Below are 17389 nucleotides of genomic sequence, written 5' to 3' on the forward strand. Positions count from 1 at the left end.
GTCCTTAATGTGTCAGGGTTGCCTGGTTGACCGGGGCTGTTTGCGCCGGAGCGGCAGTCGGAAGATATTGTTGTTCAGCGCTTACAGCCCACTGCTGGTAGCGGCGATAAAGCTGTTCAAAACGTTGAGCTTGTTCGGTGCGAGGTTGCAGCGTGTTTTCCACAGCACTTGCCATTTTTTGCTGAGCGGTCGGGATATCGGCGTGAACTTTTGCGGCGACGGCGGCAAAGATGGCTGCGCCAAGCGCACAGCATTGATCTGAAGCGACAATCTGCAGCGGGCGATTAAGTACGTCGCAGCAGGCTTGCATGATGATCGGGTTTTTACGCGCGATGCCGCCGAGGGCCATCACGTTGTTGACTGCAATACCTTGTTCGGTAAAGCATTCCATGATGGCACGTGCGCCAAATGCCGTTGCGGCAATCAGGCCACCAAACAGTGCTGGAGCATCGGTCGCAAGGTTAAGATCGGTAATGACCCCTTTCAGGCGCTGGTTGGCATTTGGTGTACGACGACCGTTGAACCAGTCGAGTACCACCGGCAGATGATCCAGCGAAGGATTATTCGCCCATGCTTCGGTCAGCGCGGGCAGCAACTGTTTTTGGCTGGCTTTAATTTGAGCTTTCAGTTCAGGGTGCTGCGCTACAAGCTGATCCAGTGGCCAGCTCAATACGCGGCTAAACCAGGCATAGATATCGCCGAAGGCGGATTGACCAGCCTCCAGACCAATAAAATGGGGTACGACGCTGCCATCAACCTGACCGCAAATTCCCTTCACCGCGCGCTCACCCACGCTTTGCTTGTCGGCTATCAGAATGTCGCAGGTAGAAGTGCCAATAACTTTTACCAGCGTATTGGGTTGCGCTCCTGCGCCGACTGCTCCCATATGGCAGTCAAATGCGCCGCCTGAAATCACCACGCTTTCTGGCAAACCGAGGCGTTGCGCCCATTCGGCACACAGCGTGCCAACAGGCAGGTCAGCGGTGAAGGTGTCAGTAAACATCGGGTATTGCAGATGGCGGTTGATAAGCGGGTCGAGCTCATCAAAGAAACTTGCCGGAGGTAACCCCCCCCAACTTTCATGCCACAGAGACTTGTGTCCGGCGCTACAGCGTCCACGACGAATATCCTGTGGACGCACAGTATTTGAGAGCAGGGCCGGAACCCAGTCACACAGTTCAACCCAGGAGGCTGCGGCCTGTGCAACAGCGTTGTCCTGACGGGTAACGTGCAGGATTTTTGCCCAGAACCATTCGCTGGAGTAAATACCGCCGATATAGCGGGAATAATCGGCTTTGCCTGGCGTGTGGCACAGGCGGGTAATTTCTTCTGCTTCTTCTACTGAAGTGTGATCTTTCCACAACACGAACATGGCGTTCGGATTGTCAGCGAACGCCGGGTGCAGTGCGAGGACGTTGCCATCGGCATCAACGGGAGCCGGGGTTGAACCCGTACTGTCAACGCCAATCCCGACCACTTCCTCGCGCTGCTCAGCGCTCAGTTCGGCCAGCACAGTTTTGAGCGCCGCTTCCATTGATTCAATATAGTCACGCGGATGATGGCGAAACTGGTTATTTGGGCCATCGCAATACAGCCCTTCCTGCCAGCGTGGATACCACTCTACGCTGGTGGCGATTTCCTTGCCGCTGTCACAGTCCACCGCCAGAGCTCGTACTGAATCACTACCAAAATCGAGGCCAATTGCAATTGCCATCGTCTTGCTCCATCCAAAAAAACAGGTATGGATAAACAGTAGATAGTAGGGATAAAAACCGTCAGGCAGGATCCGCTAATCTTATGGATTAAAATGCTGTGACATCACAAAGTGTGACGCTGTGCAAATAATCAATGTGGACATTTCTGCCGTAGTTATAGACACTTTTGTTAGCCGTTTTTGTCGTCGATGTGGTACGGCTTTTTTACAAGATGCTTTTCACAAGCGGGGTTTATGGTCAATTTCTGAAAACACGGCGATCCACTAAAGCGAGGGTGACGATGTCTTGCGCAATATGGACGATTTGTTTCTTTTCAGAGCATCGGGAGTATTGAAATTATGGCTGAAACGCAAAACGATCCCCTGCTGCCGGGTTATTCGTTTAACGCACATCTGGTGGCGGGATTAACCCCCATTGAAGCAAACGGATACCTGGATTTTTTTATCGACAGGCCGTTAGGGATGAAGGGCTATATCTTGAACCTTACCATCCGTGGGGAAGGGGTTATCAATAATCAGGGCAAGCAGTTTGTCTGCCGGCCAGGTGATATTTTATTGTTCCCACCGGGTGAAATTCACCACTACGGACGCCACCCCGATGCCAGCGAATGGTATCACCAGTGGGTCTATTTTCGACCACGCGCATACTGGCAGGAGTGGCTGACCTGGCCGACGATTTTTGCTCAGACCGGTTTTTTTCGTCCGGACGAAGCGCATCAGCCGCATTTTAACGAACTGTTTGGTCAGATCATCAGTGCCGGACAGGGGGAAGGGCGATACTCGGAACTGCTGGCGATTAATCTGCTGGAGCAAATGCTGCTCAGACGTATGGAAGCAATTAATGAATCGCTGCACCCGCCGATGGATAACCGCGTACGTGATGCCTGCCAGTACATCAGCGATCACCTTGCAGACAGCAATTTTGATATTGCCAGCGTCGCACAACATGTCTGCCTGTCGCCATCGCGTTTATCGCACCTGTTCCGCCAGCAGTTGGGTATTAGCGTATTGAGCTGGCGTGAGGATCAGCGTATTAGCCAGGCTAAACTCCTGTTGAGCACCACGCGCATGCCTATCGCTACGGTCGGGCGTAATGTTGGATTTGACGATCAGCTCTATTTCTCGCGTGTTTTCAAGAAATGTACCGGTGCCAGCCCAAGCGAATTTCGTGCAGGGTGTGAATAAAAAGTGAATGATGTGTCCTGAAAGTTGTCATATCTCGCAAACTATTCAGACAAATGATGGCTTGACGAAGTTGGGAAGGGTTATCAGAATCCCTGCTTCGTAAATCTGACGGACACATTATGCAAGCATTGCTGGAACACTTTATCCTCCAGTCCGCCGTGTACTCTTTGATAGCCGTACTACTGGTGGCTTTTCTGGAGTCACTGGCGTTGGTGGGCCTGATTTTACCCGGTACCGTAATGATGGCGGGGCTGGGCGCACTGATTGGCAGTGGTGAACTGAACTTCTGGCACGCCTGGCTTGCGGGCATCGTTGGTTGTTTGTTGGGTGACTGGATCTCTTTCTGGCTGGGATGGCGCTTTAAAAAGCCGCTTCATCGCTGGTCTTTTATGAAAAAGAACAAGGCATTACTGGATAAAACTGAACATGCGCTCCATCAGCACAGCATGTTCACCATTCTGGTAGGCCGTTTTGTAGGGCCGACGCGCCCGCTGGTGCCGATGGTGGCGGGTATGCTGGATCTGCCGGTCACAAAATTTATCGTGCCCAATATCATTGGTTGCATACTGTGGCCCCCTTTCTATTTTTTGCCGGGTATTCTGGCTGGCGCGGCGATTGATATTCCTTCTGAGATACAGAGCGGGGATTTCAAATGGTTGTTGCTGGCGACGGCGCTGCTGCTGTGGGTTGGAGGCTGGCTGTGCTGGCGACTGTGGCGCAGTGGCAAAGCCGCGGTTGATCGTTTAACGCCGTATTTGCCACGAGGCCGTCTGCTCTGGCTTGCACCACTTATTCTCGGTATCGGCGTTGTTGCGCTGGTTGCCCTGGTGCGCCATCCATTGATGCCTGTTTATATTGATATTCTGCGCAAAGTGGTTGGCTACTGACGCTCAATTCCGAGCAATGCTGAGGCACTGGCATGACCGCTTAATAACTCATCCGTTTTGCCTTGCCACGCTATACGTCCGTCGGCGACCACAATTGAACGCGGCGCAATACGCGCGGCGTCTTCTACGCTGTGTGACACCATCAGCAGAGTCAATTGCTTCTCACGACAAACATCGGCTACCAGCGTTAGCATCTCCTGACGCAGAGCGGGGTCGAGCGCGGAAAACGGTTCGTCGAGCAGTAACACGGGCTGTTCGCGAACCAGACAGCGTGCCAGAGCGACGCGTTGCCTCTGTCCGCCGGAAAGCTCGCCGGGAAGTCTCTCCAGCAGGTTTTCGATCCCCATTTGTTTGGCGATATGGTGCATTTTCTCCCGCTGAAACGCGTTCAGTTTTAATCCCGGATTAAGGCCCAGGCCAATGTTTTGCTGTACGCTCAGGTGACTGAACAGGTTGTTTTCCTGAAACAGCATGGAAACAGGACGACGAGAGGGCGGCGTGGCGGTGTGATCTTCACCTTCAATCAACATGGTACCGCTGGCCGGTGTCAGAAATCCGGCGATCAGATTCAATAGGGTACTTTTCCCGGCACCGCTTGGCCCAAGTACCGCGACCTGCTCACCCCGCGCAACTGACAACGTAAAGCGCATCGGAAAATGGTGGTACAGCCATGTGATATCAATCAGTTTTAACATTTCGACCCGGTAATTTCTCAATAACGGTAAACAGCGTAAAGCACAAGAGAAGCAACAATAATGCCGTTACCGCACCATCCTGGCTGCGATAAGAACCAATTTGCTGATACAGGTAAAATGGCAGCGTGCGGAAATCATCATTACCAAACAACGCCACCACGCCAAAATCGCCAATAGAGAGCACGCAGGCAAAGGCCATTGCCTGCGCCAGCGGACGTTTCAGGGCGCGCAGTTCAACCACTTTCAGCCGTGACCACCCTTCAATACCCAAAGACTGACACAACCTACTGTAGCGTGTGGTTACATCACGCATTGGATTTTCCAGCACTTTTAACGCGTAAGGGATCGCCATCAGCGCATTGGTGAAAATGACAATGCCATCCGCAGAGTCCGGTAGCCCGATAGTGTCGTTAAGCAACAGGAAGAAGCCGGTAGCCAGCACAATGCCCGGCATGGCGAGTATCATCATGCCGCTAAGTTCCAGCGTCTGGCCTGCCAGTACCTGCTGTCGGGCACGCAGTTCGCGGCTGCTCCATAGCAGCATCATGGTGAGAATAACGCACAACATGCCTGCTGCCAGCGCGATGCGCAGCGAGGTCCACAGCGCTTGCCACAGTACTGGCTGCATAAGCACATCCAGTACATGGCGATTTAAACCATCGACCATCACCGCCAGCAGCGGCGGCAGCAACAGCAGCAGGGCCAGAATAATCAGGATTGCGTCAGCTAGGCGGCTGTGCAGGCGATCGTCGGGATCGCGCCACCCCTGGACCAGCGTGGTACCGGGGGCGATCGCCCGGCTCAGACGTTGGCTAAGCAGCACAAGGGCTAAACAACAAATCATCTGGATCAGCGCCAGCATGGCGGCTCGGGCAGGATCGTAATCAAAGCTCAGCGCCTGATAGATGGCCAGCTCAATGGTGGTTGCTTGTGGCCCACCACCGAGCGACAAGACGGTAGCGAAGCTGGCGAAACACAGCATAAAGATGAGTGCAGCGACGGGGAGGATCTGACGACGCAGCCATGGCCATTCAACAAAGCGGAAGAAATGCCAGCCGCGCATACCTAACTGCGCTGCGAGCTGACGCTGTTCACCGGGAATATTCTCCAGTGATTGCAGCAGTAAGCGGCTGGCCATTGGGAGATTGAAAAAGACGTGGGCCAGCAGAATGCCCTGCAGGCCGTACGGGGAAAACGTCCATTCCAGTCCGAATGTTTGCCAGATTGAGGCCAGCCAGCCCTGGCGACCATATACGCTGAGGATACCAAAGACGGCGACCAGCACAGGCAGGATCAGCGTCATCGCGCACAGGCGCAGCAACGCCAGACGTCCGGGAAAACGGCGGCGATAGAGTGCTCTGGCGAGGAAAATCGCCGGGATGACGGACAGCGCTGCGGATAAAAACGCCTGCCAGAAGGAAAAGTGCACCACATGCCACAGGTAGCTGTCCTGCAACAGCGAGAACCAGTCCCCTTGTGGCGCGTTAAACCACAGCGCCAGAAATGCTGCCAGAGCGACAGCCACCATCAGCGTGGCGGCTGAAAGCCCTGGTATCAGCCAGCCAGGTATTAACGGCTGACGGCGCGTTGCCATTCGCTAATCCATGCCTGACGTTGGGTTGCTACCTGCTGCGGAGTAAATTCCAGTGCGGTAGATGGTTTTTCCAGTTGCTCAAATCCTGGCGGCAGGGCGACCTGGGTAACCGGATACATCCAGTTGCCCGTCGGAATGGCGTTCTGGAATGCCGGAGAGACCATAAATTTAATGAATTTTTCTGCAAGTTCCGGCTGCTTGCTGGCAGCGGTGCGGGCAGCAACTTCAACCTGCAGATAGTGACCTTCGCTAAAATTCGCGGCGGCGTAGTTGTCTTTCTTCTCTTCGATGATGTGATACGCAGGAGAAGTTGTATAGCTTAGTACCAGATCACTTTCACCTTTCAGAAACAGGCCGTAGGCTTCACTCCAGCCTTTGGTGACGGTGACGGTTTTTGCTGCCAGTTTCTGCCAGGCTTCTGGCGTTTTATCGCCATAGACTTTTTGCATCCACAGCAGCAATCCCAGACCCGGCGTGCTGGTGCGTGGATCCTGGTAGATTACACGCCATTTTTGGTCGCTCTCGACCAGTTCCTTCAGGCTTTTCGGCGGGTTTTTCAGCTTGTTTTTGTCATAAACGAAGGCGAAATAGCCGTAATCAAACGGTACAAACGTGTCGTTTTTCCAGCCGCCAGGGACTGCGACGGTATCGTTCGCCACGTCGCTTTTGGCAAACAGTTTGGTTTGCATTGCGGCTTCAAGCAGGTTGTTGTCCAGACCAAGTACTACGTCGGCTTTACTGTTTTTTCCTTCCATACGCAGGCGGTTCAGCAGTGATACACCATCTTCCAGCGCCACCAGTTTTAGCTCACAGTTGCAGTCAGCTTCAAAGGCTTTTTTGATGGTTGGACCGGGGCCCCAGTCAGCGGCGAACGAGTCGTAGGTATAGACAGTCAAAACAGGTTTGGCGAAGGCAGGCGCTGCGCACAGTAGCAGCAGGGGAAGACATTTTTTTAACACTTTGCACCTCATTAAAAGAGTGGCAAAGGACTTGAGCTGTAGCCTCAAATCCCTTCGCCGGCGTTATCCGGATCAGGTTCGACGGGTATTTTCTCAGCCCGCGCACTCGGCGCAGCACCCCGTTGAGAACGGCACATTGTAATGATTACGTGAATAAATCAAAAGCCTTAAGGATCCGGTGGTGCGAACCATGCAGATTTAAAATCAAACCAGCCGAGGGTATTCATACGTAACCCGCGCATACTCCGCTGTCCCTGAATGATCAGCCAGTGATGGATCAGCGGCACAATAGCTTTACTGGCAAGCAGTTGCTGGCACCACGCGGCCAGACTCATTTCGCCGGTTCGCCAGCGGGCGGCGTCGCTTTCCCAGTCCAGAGAAATACAGTTTTGCAGCAGCGGGACTTCGCATAAATGGGCGAACAGTGAGAAGTCCAGTGGCAAGGTAAAGTTGGCACTGTTGAGCCAGATATCGCTGACGGTCTCGCCTGCATGCCATTGATCGTAGTCGATCTCCTGAATATTCAGCTGTACCTGATGTTCCGCCAGTAATGTTTTCATGATCTGCGCGATAACCCGATGCTCGATATGATCGCGGTAGTAAGTAAGCGTCAGCGTTTCCAGCCCTGCCGGTTTTTCACCGAGTCCTGGTCTCGCGTGATGCCAGCGGGGGAGTAATCCGTAGGCGGGGAACCAGTGTCGTTGATACTGTTCATCAGCCTGAAAAATTAAATTCGTCGGTGAGAGAATGCGGCTTACCCATTCGCGAACGTCCTGATTTGCTCCTCGATGGGAACGTGAATCAAACAGCATGTAGTAGCAGCCTTCTTCCAGGCGGCTTTCGATCGCTTTTTCATCTTCGGTTGGGCCTTTCAGCATCAGACCGCCGCCAGGTTCTTCACCTATGTCCGGTAGGACCCAAACGTTAACTTCATCGATCAACGCCCGGTAGCCAAAGTAATCATCAAATGCGTGAATTTTTAGCTGGCTATGCGTGTTGCGCATTACCGCATAGGGGCCGGTACCAATGGGGTGGCTGGAGAAATTATTGAGCGTTTCCCATTCACGCGGCAGGATCATTGCGGGCACTTGTCCCAATAACCAGGGAAGCCAGCGATCCGCTTGCGAAAGGTGGATATCCAGCGTCCAGGCCGTGGGGGAAACAATTTGCGTGATGTGCGAGTACAGCGGCAGATTGTTAATACGCGTGAGTGAGGAAATCACATCTTCCATTTCCAGCTCGCGACCATGATGAAAATGGACCCCAGGGCGCAGGAAGAAGCGCCAGTGCAGCGGGGAAATTTGTTGCCAGTGATGTGCTATATCGGCTTCCAGTTCCCCATTTTCCTCATTTACCCGAATTAAGGCGCTGAAGATTTGCCGGGCAATGTGGGTTTCAGAACGGCGTAACGCTGTACCGGGGAGCAAGTTGTGCATAGGGCGATAGTAGAGGACACGCATGATGTGTCGGCCCTGACGAAAGCTGCGACCCAAATGGGAAACCAGCATTTGCCGTACGGCTGTTTTATCCCCGACCAGTTGCACCAGTTGATCAATACGATCCTGCTCCAGCAGGTCTTCTGCACGCTGCTGCTGGAGCGCCAGCCCGGTATAGAGAAACGTCAGGCGCGATCGTTTGCCGCGTCCGACTTCTGCTTCCCATGTTAGCCAGCCGCGTTCCTGCATGGTGTTAAGCAGGGTACGCATGTGGCGTCGGGAACAGCTAAGCAGCTCCGCCAGTTCGTTCAGCGTAGTATCTTGCGTTTTGCCGTCACAGCATTGCCACAGACGGATGAACTGTTGTTGCAAACGACCAGAAGACATAAAAGGGGAACTCCTGCGGAAAACTCAGCAATTTTATTATCCCTATATTAAGTCAATAATAGATTCCGATGAAGCGATGAGACGACAAAGGGGTCATCTATGCGTCAGTTCTGGTTGAAATACTTTACCGCGACAGAACGCTTGTCCTGGTTGGCTTGCCTGAGCGCACCGCAGCGCTTAAAGATGCTCGAAGAACTGATGCAGTGGGAGCTGACAAACTGACCTCTGAATGCCGAATTGCAGACATCATGTGTGACTGAGTATTGGTGCAGGCTACCGCCTCGATTCACCCGCCAGCAGATATTACCTGCTGGCTTTTTTTCGTTTCCGCTGCGCAAAAGGAAAGGTAATGCTCTGGATTATGACGATGGGACGGCGCCTTAACGGCGTTTATGCCGCATTTATGCTGGTTGCATTCATGATGGGCGTGGCGGGTGCATTACAGGCACCCACGCTGAGCCTGTTTCTGAGTCGTGAGGTTGGGGCGCAGCCATTTTGGGTCGGTCTGTTTTACACCGTCAATGCGATTGCCGGGATTGCGGTTAGTCTTGGTCTGGCAAAACGATCAGATAGCCAGGGCGATCGGCGTAAACTGATTATGTTCTGCTGCCTGATGGCCATTGGTAACGCGCTGTTGTTTGCCTTTAATCGCCATTATTTAACGCTGATAACCTGCGGAGTACTGCTGGCCTCACTGGCGAATACGGCTATGCCACAGCTGTTTGCGCTGGCACGAGAGTATGCTGATAACTCGGCACGCGAAGTGGTGATGTTTAGTTCGGTTATGCGTGCCCAGCTTTCGCTGGCGTGGGTGATTGGACCGCCGCTGGCCTTTATGCTGGCGCTGAATTACGGTTTTACGGCGATGTTCTCTATTGCCGCAGGAATTTTCGCGATTAGCGTGGTGCTGATCGCGCTGATACTGCCATCCGTGGCTCGGGTAGCACAGCCTGTTGATGTCACGCTTGAACAGGCTGGCGGCTGGCAGGATAAAAATGTGCGCATGTTGTTTATCGCCTCTACGCTGATGTGGACCTGTAACACCATGTACATCATCGATATGCCGCTGTGGATCAGCCTTGAGCTTGGTCTGCCTGACAAGCTTGCCGGGATCCTGATGGGGACTGCGGCGGGACTGGAAATTCCGGCGATGATTCTGGCGGGCTATTACGTGAAGCGCTTCGGCAAACGGCGGATGATGATGACTGCCGTAGCGGCTGGCGTGTTGTTTTATCTCGGCCTTATTTTCTTTCATAGCCACACGGCGTTACTTATCCTGCAGCTGTTTAATGCGGTATTTATCGGTATCGTTGCGGGGATCGGTATGCTGTGGTTTCAGGATCTGATGCCTGGGCGTGCTGGTTCGGCGACGACGTTGTTTACCAACAGTATTTCAACGGGCGTGATTCTGGCGGGGGTTATTCAGGGGGCGGTGGCGCAAAGCTACGGGCATTTTGCCGTCTACTGGGTGATTGCGGGGATTTCTCTGATTACGCTGGTGATGACCGGACGGGTAAAAGATGTGTAATCAGCGTGCCGGATAAGACACTTTTGTGTCGCTATCCGGCATGTTGAGTATCAGCGCATAAACGCCGGTTGCTTATTTTCGTAAGCGGAGATGGCGTCTTCATGCTGCAACGTCAGGCCGATGCTGTCCAGGCCATTGAGCATGCAGTGGCGGCGGAAATCATCAATTTTGAAGCTGTATGACTTATCGCCCGCTTTCACTACCTGCGCTTCAAGGTCCACTTCAAAGCGGATCCCCGGATGCGCCTGCACCAGTTTGAACAGCTCATCAACTTCTACATCGCTTAACTTCACTGGCAGAAGCTGATTGTTGAAGCTGTTGCCGTAAAAGATGTCAGCGAAGCTTGGTGCAATCACCACTTTGAAGCCGTAATCAGTCAACGCCCACGGTGCGTGTTCACGCGATGAGCCGCAGCCAAAGTTTTCCCGCGCCAGCAGAATTGAGGCACCTTTATATTCCGGGAAGTTCAGGACGAATTCTGGGTTGGGTTGTTGGCCCTTTTCATCCAGGAAACGCCAGTCATTAAACAGGTGTGCGCCGAAACCGGTACGCGTTACCTTCTGCAGAAACTGTTTAGGAATAATTGCATCAGTATCGACGTTGGCGGCATCCAGTGGGACAACCAGGCCGGTATGCTGGGTAAATTTCTCTGCCATGGTGGTTTCCTTATTTGATGCTGCGAATATCGGCAAAATGGCCGGTAACGGCGGCAGCGGCGGCCATTGCCGGGCTGACTAAGTGCGTACGTCCACCGCGGCCCTGACGACCTTCAAAATTACGGTTGCTGGTGGAAGCGCAACGTTCTCCGGGATTCAGGCGGTCATTATTCATTGCCAGACACATTGAGCAACCCGGCAAGCGCCATTCAAAACCGGCTTCAATGAATATTTTATCCAACCCTTCCGCTTCTGCCTGTGCTTTTACCGGGCCGGAACCTGGTACCACCAGCGCCTGCACCCCTGGCGCGACTTTACGCCCTTTAGCGATTTCCGCAGCGGCACGTAAATCTTCTATACGTGAGTTAGTGCAGGATCCGATAAACACCTTGTCGATCGCCACATCGGTCAGCGGGATCCCCGGCTTCAACCCCATATAAGCCAGCGCTTTTTCTGCCGAAGCGCGCTCAACTGGGTCGGTAAACGATGCTGGGTCGGGAATATTATCGTTCACGGAAATCACCTGGCCTGGATTCGTTCCCCAGGTTACCTGTGGTGCAATCTCTTCGGCCTGCAGAGTTACGATAGTATCAAAGGTCGCACCGTCGTCGGTTTTCAACGTTTTCCAGTACTCAACCGCGTTGGCAAAGTCCTGGCCTTTCGGCGCATGCAAACGACCCTGCACATAGTTAAACGTGGTTTCATCCGGCGCGACCAGACCCGCTTTGGCACCCATCTCAATCGCCATATTGCACAGAGTCATACGGCCTTCCATGCTCAGTGCACGGATGGCATCGCCACAAAACTCAACCACATGGCCGGTACCGCCTGCGCTGCCGGTTTTACCAATGATCGCCAGCACGATATCTTTAGCCGTGATACCCGGAGCAGCAGTGCCGTTAACCTCAATCTTCATGGTTTTTGCCCGGCCCTGTTTCAAGGTTTGCGTAGCCAGCACGTGTTCGACTTCGGAAGTCCCGATACCAAACGCCAGCGCGCCAAACGCACCATGAGTGGCAGTGTGGGAGTCACCGCAGACGATGGTCATGCCCGGCAAAGTCACGCCTTGCTCCGGCCCCATGACGTGGACGATGCCCTGATACGGATGATTCAGGTCGTACAGCTCGACGCCGAATTCATTGCAGTTTTTGATCAGTTCCTGCATCTGAATACGCGCCATTTCGCCGGAAGCGTTAATGTCTTTGGTTTGCGTTGAGACATTATGATCCATGGTCGCGAAGGTTTTGCCTGGTTGGCGAACCGGACGATTGTGCGCACGCAGACCGTCAAATGCCTGTGGAGAGGTCACTTCATGCACCAGATGTCTGTCGATATATAACAGCGGAGTTTCGTTTTGCGCCTCATACACCACGTGCGCATCAAACAATTTTTCGTATAACGTTCTGGCCATGATTACACCCCTTCTGCGACGTAACGAGCGATGATATCGCCCATTTCATCGGTACTGACTGCGGCTGCGCCACGGGCTAAGTCGCCCGTACGAATGCCTTCTTCTAATGCGCGGTTGATGGCGCTCTCAATTGCGGTGGCTGCATCATTGGCATCCAGGCTGTAGCGTAACAGCAGCGCCAGAGACAGGATCTGGGCAATTGGGTTAGCGATATTTTTCCCGGCAATATCCGGAGCGGAGCCGCCAGCGGGTTCGTACAGGCCAAAGCCCAGCTCATTGAGGCTGGCAGAGGGCAGCATGCCCATTGAGCCGGTGATCATGGCGCACTCATCAGACAGAATGTCGCCAAACAGGTTTGAGCACAACAGCACGTCGAACTGGGATGGGTCTTTGATTAACTGCATCGTGGCGTTATCGATGTACATATGAGCCAGTTCAACGTCCGGGTATTCATTAGAGATTTCATTGACGATTTCGCGCCACAAAATAGAGGTTTGCAGCACGTTAGCTTTATCAATCGACGTCACTTTACGACGGCGCTGGCGTGCAGACTCAAAGGCGATGCGCGCAATGCGTTCAATCTCAAAACGGTGATACACCTCGGTATCAAAGGCTTTCTCATGTTGGCCGCTGCCTTCACGACCTTTTGGCTGACCGAAGTAGATGCCTCCGGTCAGTTCGCGTACGCACAGGATGTCGAAACCGTTGGCGGCGATGTCGGCGCGCAGCGGGCAAAATGCTTCGAGTCCCTGATACAGCTTAGCCGGACGCAGATTGCTGAATAATTTGAAGTGTTTACGTAATGGCAGTAAAGCACCGCGTTCAGGCTGCTGGTTTGGCGGCAGGTTTTCCCATTTCGGGCCACCAACGGAGCCAAACAGAATGGCATCGGCTTGCTCACAACCTTCAACCGTAGCGGGTGGCAGTGGTTGACCGTGGTTATCGATGGCGGCTCCGCCTACGTCATAGTGGCTGGTGGTAATGCGCATATTAAAACGCGTCCGAATTGCTTCCAGTACCTTCAGGGCTTGCGCCATCACTTCCGGGCCAATACCGTCACCCGGTAAAACAGCAATATGATAATTCTTCGACATCACACGGTTTCCTTATTGTTCTCGTTGTTCTGAGCTTTGCGTTGCAATTCTTTTTCGACTTCTTCGGCGCGCCAGATATTGTTCAGCACATGTACCATCGCTTTTGCGGAAGATTCGACGATATCTGTTGCCAGACCGACGCCATGGAAGCGGCGCCCGTTATAGTTAGCGACAATATCTACCTGACCCAGCGCATCTTTACCGTGGCCTTTCGCGGTCAGGCTGTATTTCACCAGTTCAACGTTGTAATCGGTAATACGGTTGATGGCTTGATAAATGGCATCGACCGGCCCGTTGCCGTTGGCTGCTTCGGCTTTGACTTCTTCGCCACAGACCAGCTTGACGGAGGCGGTAGCGATATCATTAGAACCTGACTGCACGCTGAAATAATCCAGACGGAAATGTTCTGGTTCTTCCTGCTGTTTGTTAATGAAGGCCAGGGCTTCCAGGTCGTAATCGAATACCTGACCTTTTTTATCCGCCAGTTTCAGGAATGCGTCGTACAGATTATCCAGACTGTATTCACTCTCTTTGTAACCCATCTCATCCATACGGTGTTTTACGGCGGCACGTCCGGAACGGGAAGTCAGGTTCAACTGCACCTGATTCAAACCGATGGATTCCGGGGTCATGATTTCGTAGTTTTCACGGTTTTTCAGCACGCCGTCCTGATGAATGCCTGAGGAGTGGGCAAAAGCGCCACTGCCAACAATCGCTTTGTTTGCCGGAATCGGCATATTACAGATTTGGCTGACCATCTGACTGGTACGCCAGATCTCCTGGTGATTGATGCGGGTCTGTACATTCAGGATATCTTTGCGGACTTTGATCGCCATGATGACTTCTTCCAGCGAGCAGTTACCAGCACGTTCACCGATACCGTTCATTGCCCCTTCTACCTGACGAGCCCCCGCATGCACTGCCGCCAGCGCATTACCGACACCCAGACCTAAATCGTCATGGGTGTGTACAGATATGATCGCTTTGTCGATATTCGGTACGCGTTCATACAGACCGGAAATAATTGCCCCAAATTCGAAAGGCATGGTGTAACCGACGGTATCGGGGATATTGATGGTTCTGGCTCCCGCATTAATAGCCGCTTCCACCACGCGAGCCAGATCAGCGATAGGGGTTCGGCCAGCGTCTTCGCACGAGAATTCAACGTCATCCGTGTAATTACGAGCGCGTTTAACCATATAGATAGCCCGCTCAATAACTTCATCCAGCGTACTGCGCAGCTTGGTCGCAATATGCATCGGTGAGGTGGCAATAAACGTATGAATACGGAAAGCCTCTGCCACTTTCAGGGATTCAGCCGCGACGTCGATATCTTTTTCTACACAGCGGGCTAATGCACAAACGCGGCTGTTTTTAACCTGACGGGCGATGGTTTGTACTGATTCAAAGTCACCCGGCGACGAAACAGGGAAACCCACTTCCATCACGTCAACGCCCATACGCTCGAGAGCCAGAGCAATCTGCAGTTTTTCTTTTACACTCAGGCTTGCCTGTAACGCCTGTTCACCATCGCGTAAGGTGGTATCGAAAATAATGACTTGCTGGCTCATGGTTTAGGTCCTTGGTGTTTAGGGCGCCTTGCTTCGAGCATAAAAAAACCCGCGCAACGGCGCGGGTTTTTTGTCTTAACTGGAGCTGACTTAATGCTGAATGTCGTTCACCAGTCTACCGCGCAACGAAGATGCGTTTAGTAGTAGTAGACCGTTAAAACGAGCAATGTAAGTCATCAATCAGGCTCCAGGCGAATGCGATATGCTTTTAGTGGTACTGGATATGAAGTCTGATGTCAACCCTGCTCACTGCAAATCCCTCCGTTCAGAGAGAATTACCTCTCCATGTTTGAGCGAATTGTGCTGAATTTTTATGTTTGTATAAAATAAATCAGTATGCGGCGTACATACTTTTCATTATTTGAAATGTTTAAGCATAATTATTTTCAATTGTTGTAATGGAACAGATGAAGAGGAGTGTCGGTAAAGGATTTTTTATCTTTATGATTTATCTATTTTTATAGTAACTCTGAATGGGTGTGGCAAAGGTGGTAACAAATAATTGATAAATTAATGTTAATCATTAATGTATTAAAAATATAAATATTTAATTAAATCTTAATTACGTATTCACTGTGTGTATGATTGTACATTCGTCATGCTTATGGTTATATTGTTTATGAAATTAAAACATATGAATCATCGTGCAGTGACATCTGCCACACTGCGCTCGCATTGTTTTTATGTTCATTTAGGTTAGTGCCTTTATGTTTTCCTAATTTTAATGTTTTCTCTTTTTCTCATTCTATATGTATGGTAAATCATATTATCGGAGATTATTCACTCCGTCTGGGGAAAAGGGAGTTTAGAGTGACAGTGGAGTTAATTATGCCAGAAGTAAAAATAATAGATAAATCCAATCTTATAGATATTGGGAAACCGCAGCTTCGTATGGTTGATCTTAATTTATTAACCGTCTTTGATGCGGTTATGCAAGAACAGAACATTACACGTGCTGCACATTCTCTGGGGATGTCACAACCTGCGGTCAGTAATGCAGTTGCGCGGCTGAAGGTCATGTTTAATGATGAGCTTTTTGTTCGTTATGGGCGAGGGATTCAGCCGACAGCAAGGGCTTTCCAGCTATTTGGTTCAGTTCGTCAGGCGTTACAATTGGTGCAGAATGAATTGCCAGGATCGGGGTTTGAACCTGCCATCAGCGAGCGTGTTTTCAACCTCTGCGTATGTAGCCCATTGGATAATATTCTGACATCCTTGATTTATAATCGAGTTGAGGATGTAGCGCCTAATATTAATGTCGTATTTAAATCTTCACTTAATCAAAATACAGAACACCAATTGCGCTATCAGGAAACAGAGTTTGTTATTAGTTATGAAGAATTCCGCCGGGTTGAATTCACAAGCATACCGTTGTTCAATGACGAAATGGTGCTGGTAGCGAGCAAAAAACATCCACGCATAAGTGGTCCATTATTGGAAAGTGATGTCTATAATGAGCAACATGCTGTGGTTTCTCTTGACCGCTATGCTTCATTTAGCCAACCATGGTACGACACACCGGATAAACAATCCTGCGTTGCTTATCAGGGAATGGCATTAATAAGTGTATTGAATATTGTTTCTCAAACCCAATTGGTCTCCATTGCACCGCGCTGGTTAGCAGAAGAGTTCTCAGAGTCTTTAGACCTGCAGGTATTGCCTTTACCATTAAAATTGAACAGTCGCACATGTTATCTTTCCTGGCATGAAGCAGCAGGTCGGGATAAAGGACATAAATGGATGGAAGAATTGTTAGTTTCCGTCTGCAAGAAGTAGCATTTATATCCTTTGTTTTTCAAGCTGCTTTGTCTCCCCAGCCACATTGTTATCTATGCTGCTGGGGGAATGAGGAGGCATCTCTGCCCCTCCCCAGATGCAGTCTTTGGCTGTTTATATTCGTTTCAGACGAACGTGTCACGGGCTTGCCGCCTCAATGCGACTCGAAATCCATTGGGTATAGCAGAATAAATTCGATGTCATATCTGGTTTATTCTGCTTTTTTCTTTTTATTTGAAATTTTATGCTGAATTCCTCTTTTTACATTTGTTCTGAAATGTAAAAAAATAGAGTAATCGCTGTAAGTTCCCATTTTTAAGCGATTATTTATCATTCCACTTAATTCTACTGGTTTAATTCTCCGTTTATTCGACTCTTTCCTCCGTTTTATCCTTATTCGCTGTAATGCCACCACGTCGGTGCGAATTGCCATGCGTCATCGTCAGCGGTTAATGTGTTGTTAAACCGTTATTCATTATAAGAGTGGAGGCAAGCC

Annotated in this window: 16 protein-coding genes and 1 riboswitch; of the genes, 5 read left to right on the top strand and 11 right to left on the bottom strand. The window is 51.3% G+C overall.

The window, feature by feature from the left end:
• Positions 1–4: 4 nt before the first annotated feature.
• Positions 5–1714, bottom strand: coding sequence for a ribulokinase (araB, locus tag OGX98_RS23325; RefSeq protein WP_048222069.1), 1710 nt, complete (start codon positions 1712–1714; stop codon positions 5–7).
• A gap of 339 nt (positions 1715–2053) precedes the next feature.
• Here araB and araC point away from each other — a divergent pair, with 339 nt between their 5' ends.
• Both araC and OGX98_RS23335 read left to right on the top strand, forming a co-directional pair.
• Positions 2054–2899: an arabinose operon transcriptional regulator AraC gene (gene araC / locus OGX98_RS23330; RefSeq protein ID WP_286595981.1), complete on the top strand. Its 846-nt coding sequence runs from the start codon at positions 2054–2056 to the stop codon at positions 2897–2899.
• Between the two features lie 119 nt (positions 2900–3018).
• Positions 3019–3786, top strand: coding sequence for a DedA family protein (locus tag OGX98_RS23335; protein ID WP_045439729.1), 768 nt, complete (start codon positions 3019–3021; stop codon positions 3784–3786).
• Here the strand turns inward: OGX98_RS23335 and thiQ are convergent.
• The 4 genes from thiQ to sgrR form a co-directional block, all read right to left on the bottom strand.
• A complete protein-coding gene (gene thiQ, locus OGX98_RS23340) occupies positions 3780–4481 on the bottom strand; it encodes a thiamine ABC transporter ATP-binding protein ThiQ (protein ID WP_286595982.1) in 702 nt (233 codons plus the stop codon). The genes OGX98_RS23335 and thiQ overlap by 7 nt on opposite strands.
• Entirely contained in the window at positions 4465–6075 is a 1611-nt protein-coding gene (gene thiP / locus OGX98_RS23345) for a thiamine/thiamine pyrophosphate ABC transporter permease ThiP (RefSeq protein WP_286595984.1), read from the bottom strand. Before thiP ends, thiQ begins: the two co-directional genes overlap by 17 nt.
• Complete coding sequence (gene thiB, locus OGX98_RS23350; protein ID WP_286595985.1) at positions 6051–7034, bottom strand: thiamine ABC transporter substrate binding subunit; 984 nt, start codon at positions 7032–7034, stop codon at positions 6051–6053. The genes thiP and thiB overlap by 25 nt, the downstream gene beginning before the upstream one ends.
• Before the next feature lie 31 nt (positions 7035–7065).
• Positions 7066–7166: riboswitch (TPP riboswitch) on the bottom strand.
• A gap of 35 nt (positions 7167–7201) precedes the next feature.
• Complete coding sequence (gene sgrR / locus OGX98_RS23355) at positions 7202–8857, bottom strand: HTH-type transcriptional regulator SgrR (RefSeq protein ID WP_048222065.1); 1656 nt, start codon at positions 8855–8857, stop codon at positions 7202–7204.
• A 99-nt stretch (positions 8858–8956) separates the two neighbouring features.
• Here sgrR and sgrT point away from each other — a divergent pair, with 99 nt between their 5' ends.
• Both sgrT and OGX98_RS23365 read left to right on the top strand, forming a co-directional pair.
• Positions 8957–9079 carry a glucose uptake inhibitor SgrT gene (gene sgrT, locus OGX98_RS23360; protein ID WP_045439749.1) on the top strand — a complete coding sequence of 41 codons (123 nt, stop codon included), beginning with the start codon at positions 8957–8959 and terminating at the stop codon, positions 9077–9079.
• A gap of 127 nt (positions 9080–9206) precedes the next feature.
• The gene (locus OGX98_RS23365) at positions 9207–10385 is read left to right on the top strand and encodes a sugar efflux transporter (protein WP_286595989.1); all 1179 of its coding nucleotides are present in this window, start codon (positions 9207–9209) and stop codon (positions 10383–10385) included.
• Positions 10386–10435: 50 nt separating this feature from the next.
• Here the strand turns inward: OGX98_RS23365 and leuD are convergent, their stop codons facing one another.
• The 5 genes from leuD to leuL all read right to left on the bottom strand — a co-directional run bounded on the left by leuD (position 10436) and on the right by leuL (position 15294).
• A complete protein-coding gene (gene leuD / locus OGX98_RS23370) occupies positions 10436–11041 on the bottom strand; it encodes a 3-isopropylmalate dehydratase small subunit (protein WP_045439755.1) in 606 nt (201 codons plus the stop codon).
• A 10-nt stretch (positions 11042–11051) separates the two neighbouring features.
• Positions 11052–12452: a 3-isopropylmalate dehydratase large subunit gene (gene leuC, locus OGX98_RS23375; protein ID WP_045439758.1), complete on the bottom strand. Its 1401-nt coding sequence runs from the start codon at positions 12450–12452 to the stop codon at positions 11052–11054.
• A 2-nt stretch (positions 12453–12454) separates the two neighbouring features.
• A complete protein-coding gene (leuB, locus tag OGX98_RS23380) occupies positions 12455–13546 on the bottom strand; it encodes a 3-isopropylmalate dehydrogenase (RefSeq protein WP_286595990.1) in 1092 nt (363 codons plus the stop codon).
• Entirely contained in the window at positions 13546–15117 is a 1572-nt protein-coding gene (leuA, locus tag OGX98_RS23385; RefSeq protein WP_045439770.1) for a 2-isopropylmalate synthase, read from the bottom strand. The genes leuB and leuA overlap by 1 nt, the downstream gene beginning before the upstream one ends.
• 90 nt (positions 15118–15207) lie before the next feature.
• On the bottom strand, positions 15208–15294 hold the full coding sequence (gene leuL, locus OGX98_RS23390) for a leu operon leader peptide (RefSeq protein WP_049002746.1): 87 nt from the start codon (positions 15292–15294) through the stop codon (positions 15208–15210).
• Positions 15295–15945: 651 nt separating this feature from the next.
• Between leuL and leuO the strand changes: the two genes are divergently transcribed.
• Positions 15946–16893, top strand: coding sequence for a transcriptional regulator LeuO (leuO, locus tag OGX98_RS23395; RefSeq protein WP_048222061.1), 948 nt, complete (start codon positions 15946–15948; stop codon positions 16891–16893).
• Between the two features lie 211 nt (positions 16894–17104).
• Here the strand turns inward: leuO and OGX98_RS23400 are convergent, their stop codons facing one another.
• Positions 17105–17326 carry a hypothetical protein gene (locus tag OGX98_RS23400; protein ID WP_144243044.1) on the bottom strand — a complete coding sequence of 74 codons (222 nt, stop codon included), beginning with the start codon at positions 17324–17326 and terminating at the stop codon, positions 17105–17107.
• Positions 17327–17389: the final 63 nt, after the last annotated feature.

This window comes from Citrobacter sp. Cm046 (assembly GCF_030333065.1).
Taxonomy (GTDB): domain Bacteria; phylum Pseudomonadota; class Gammaproteobacteria; order Enterobacterales; family Enterobacteriaceae; genus Citrobacter; species Citrobacter murliniae.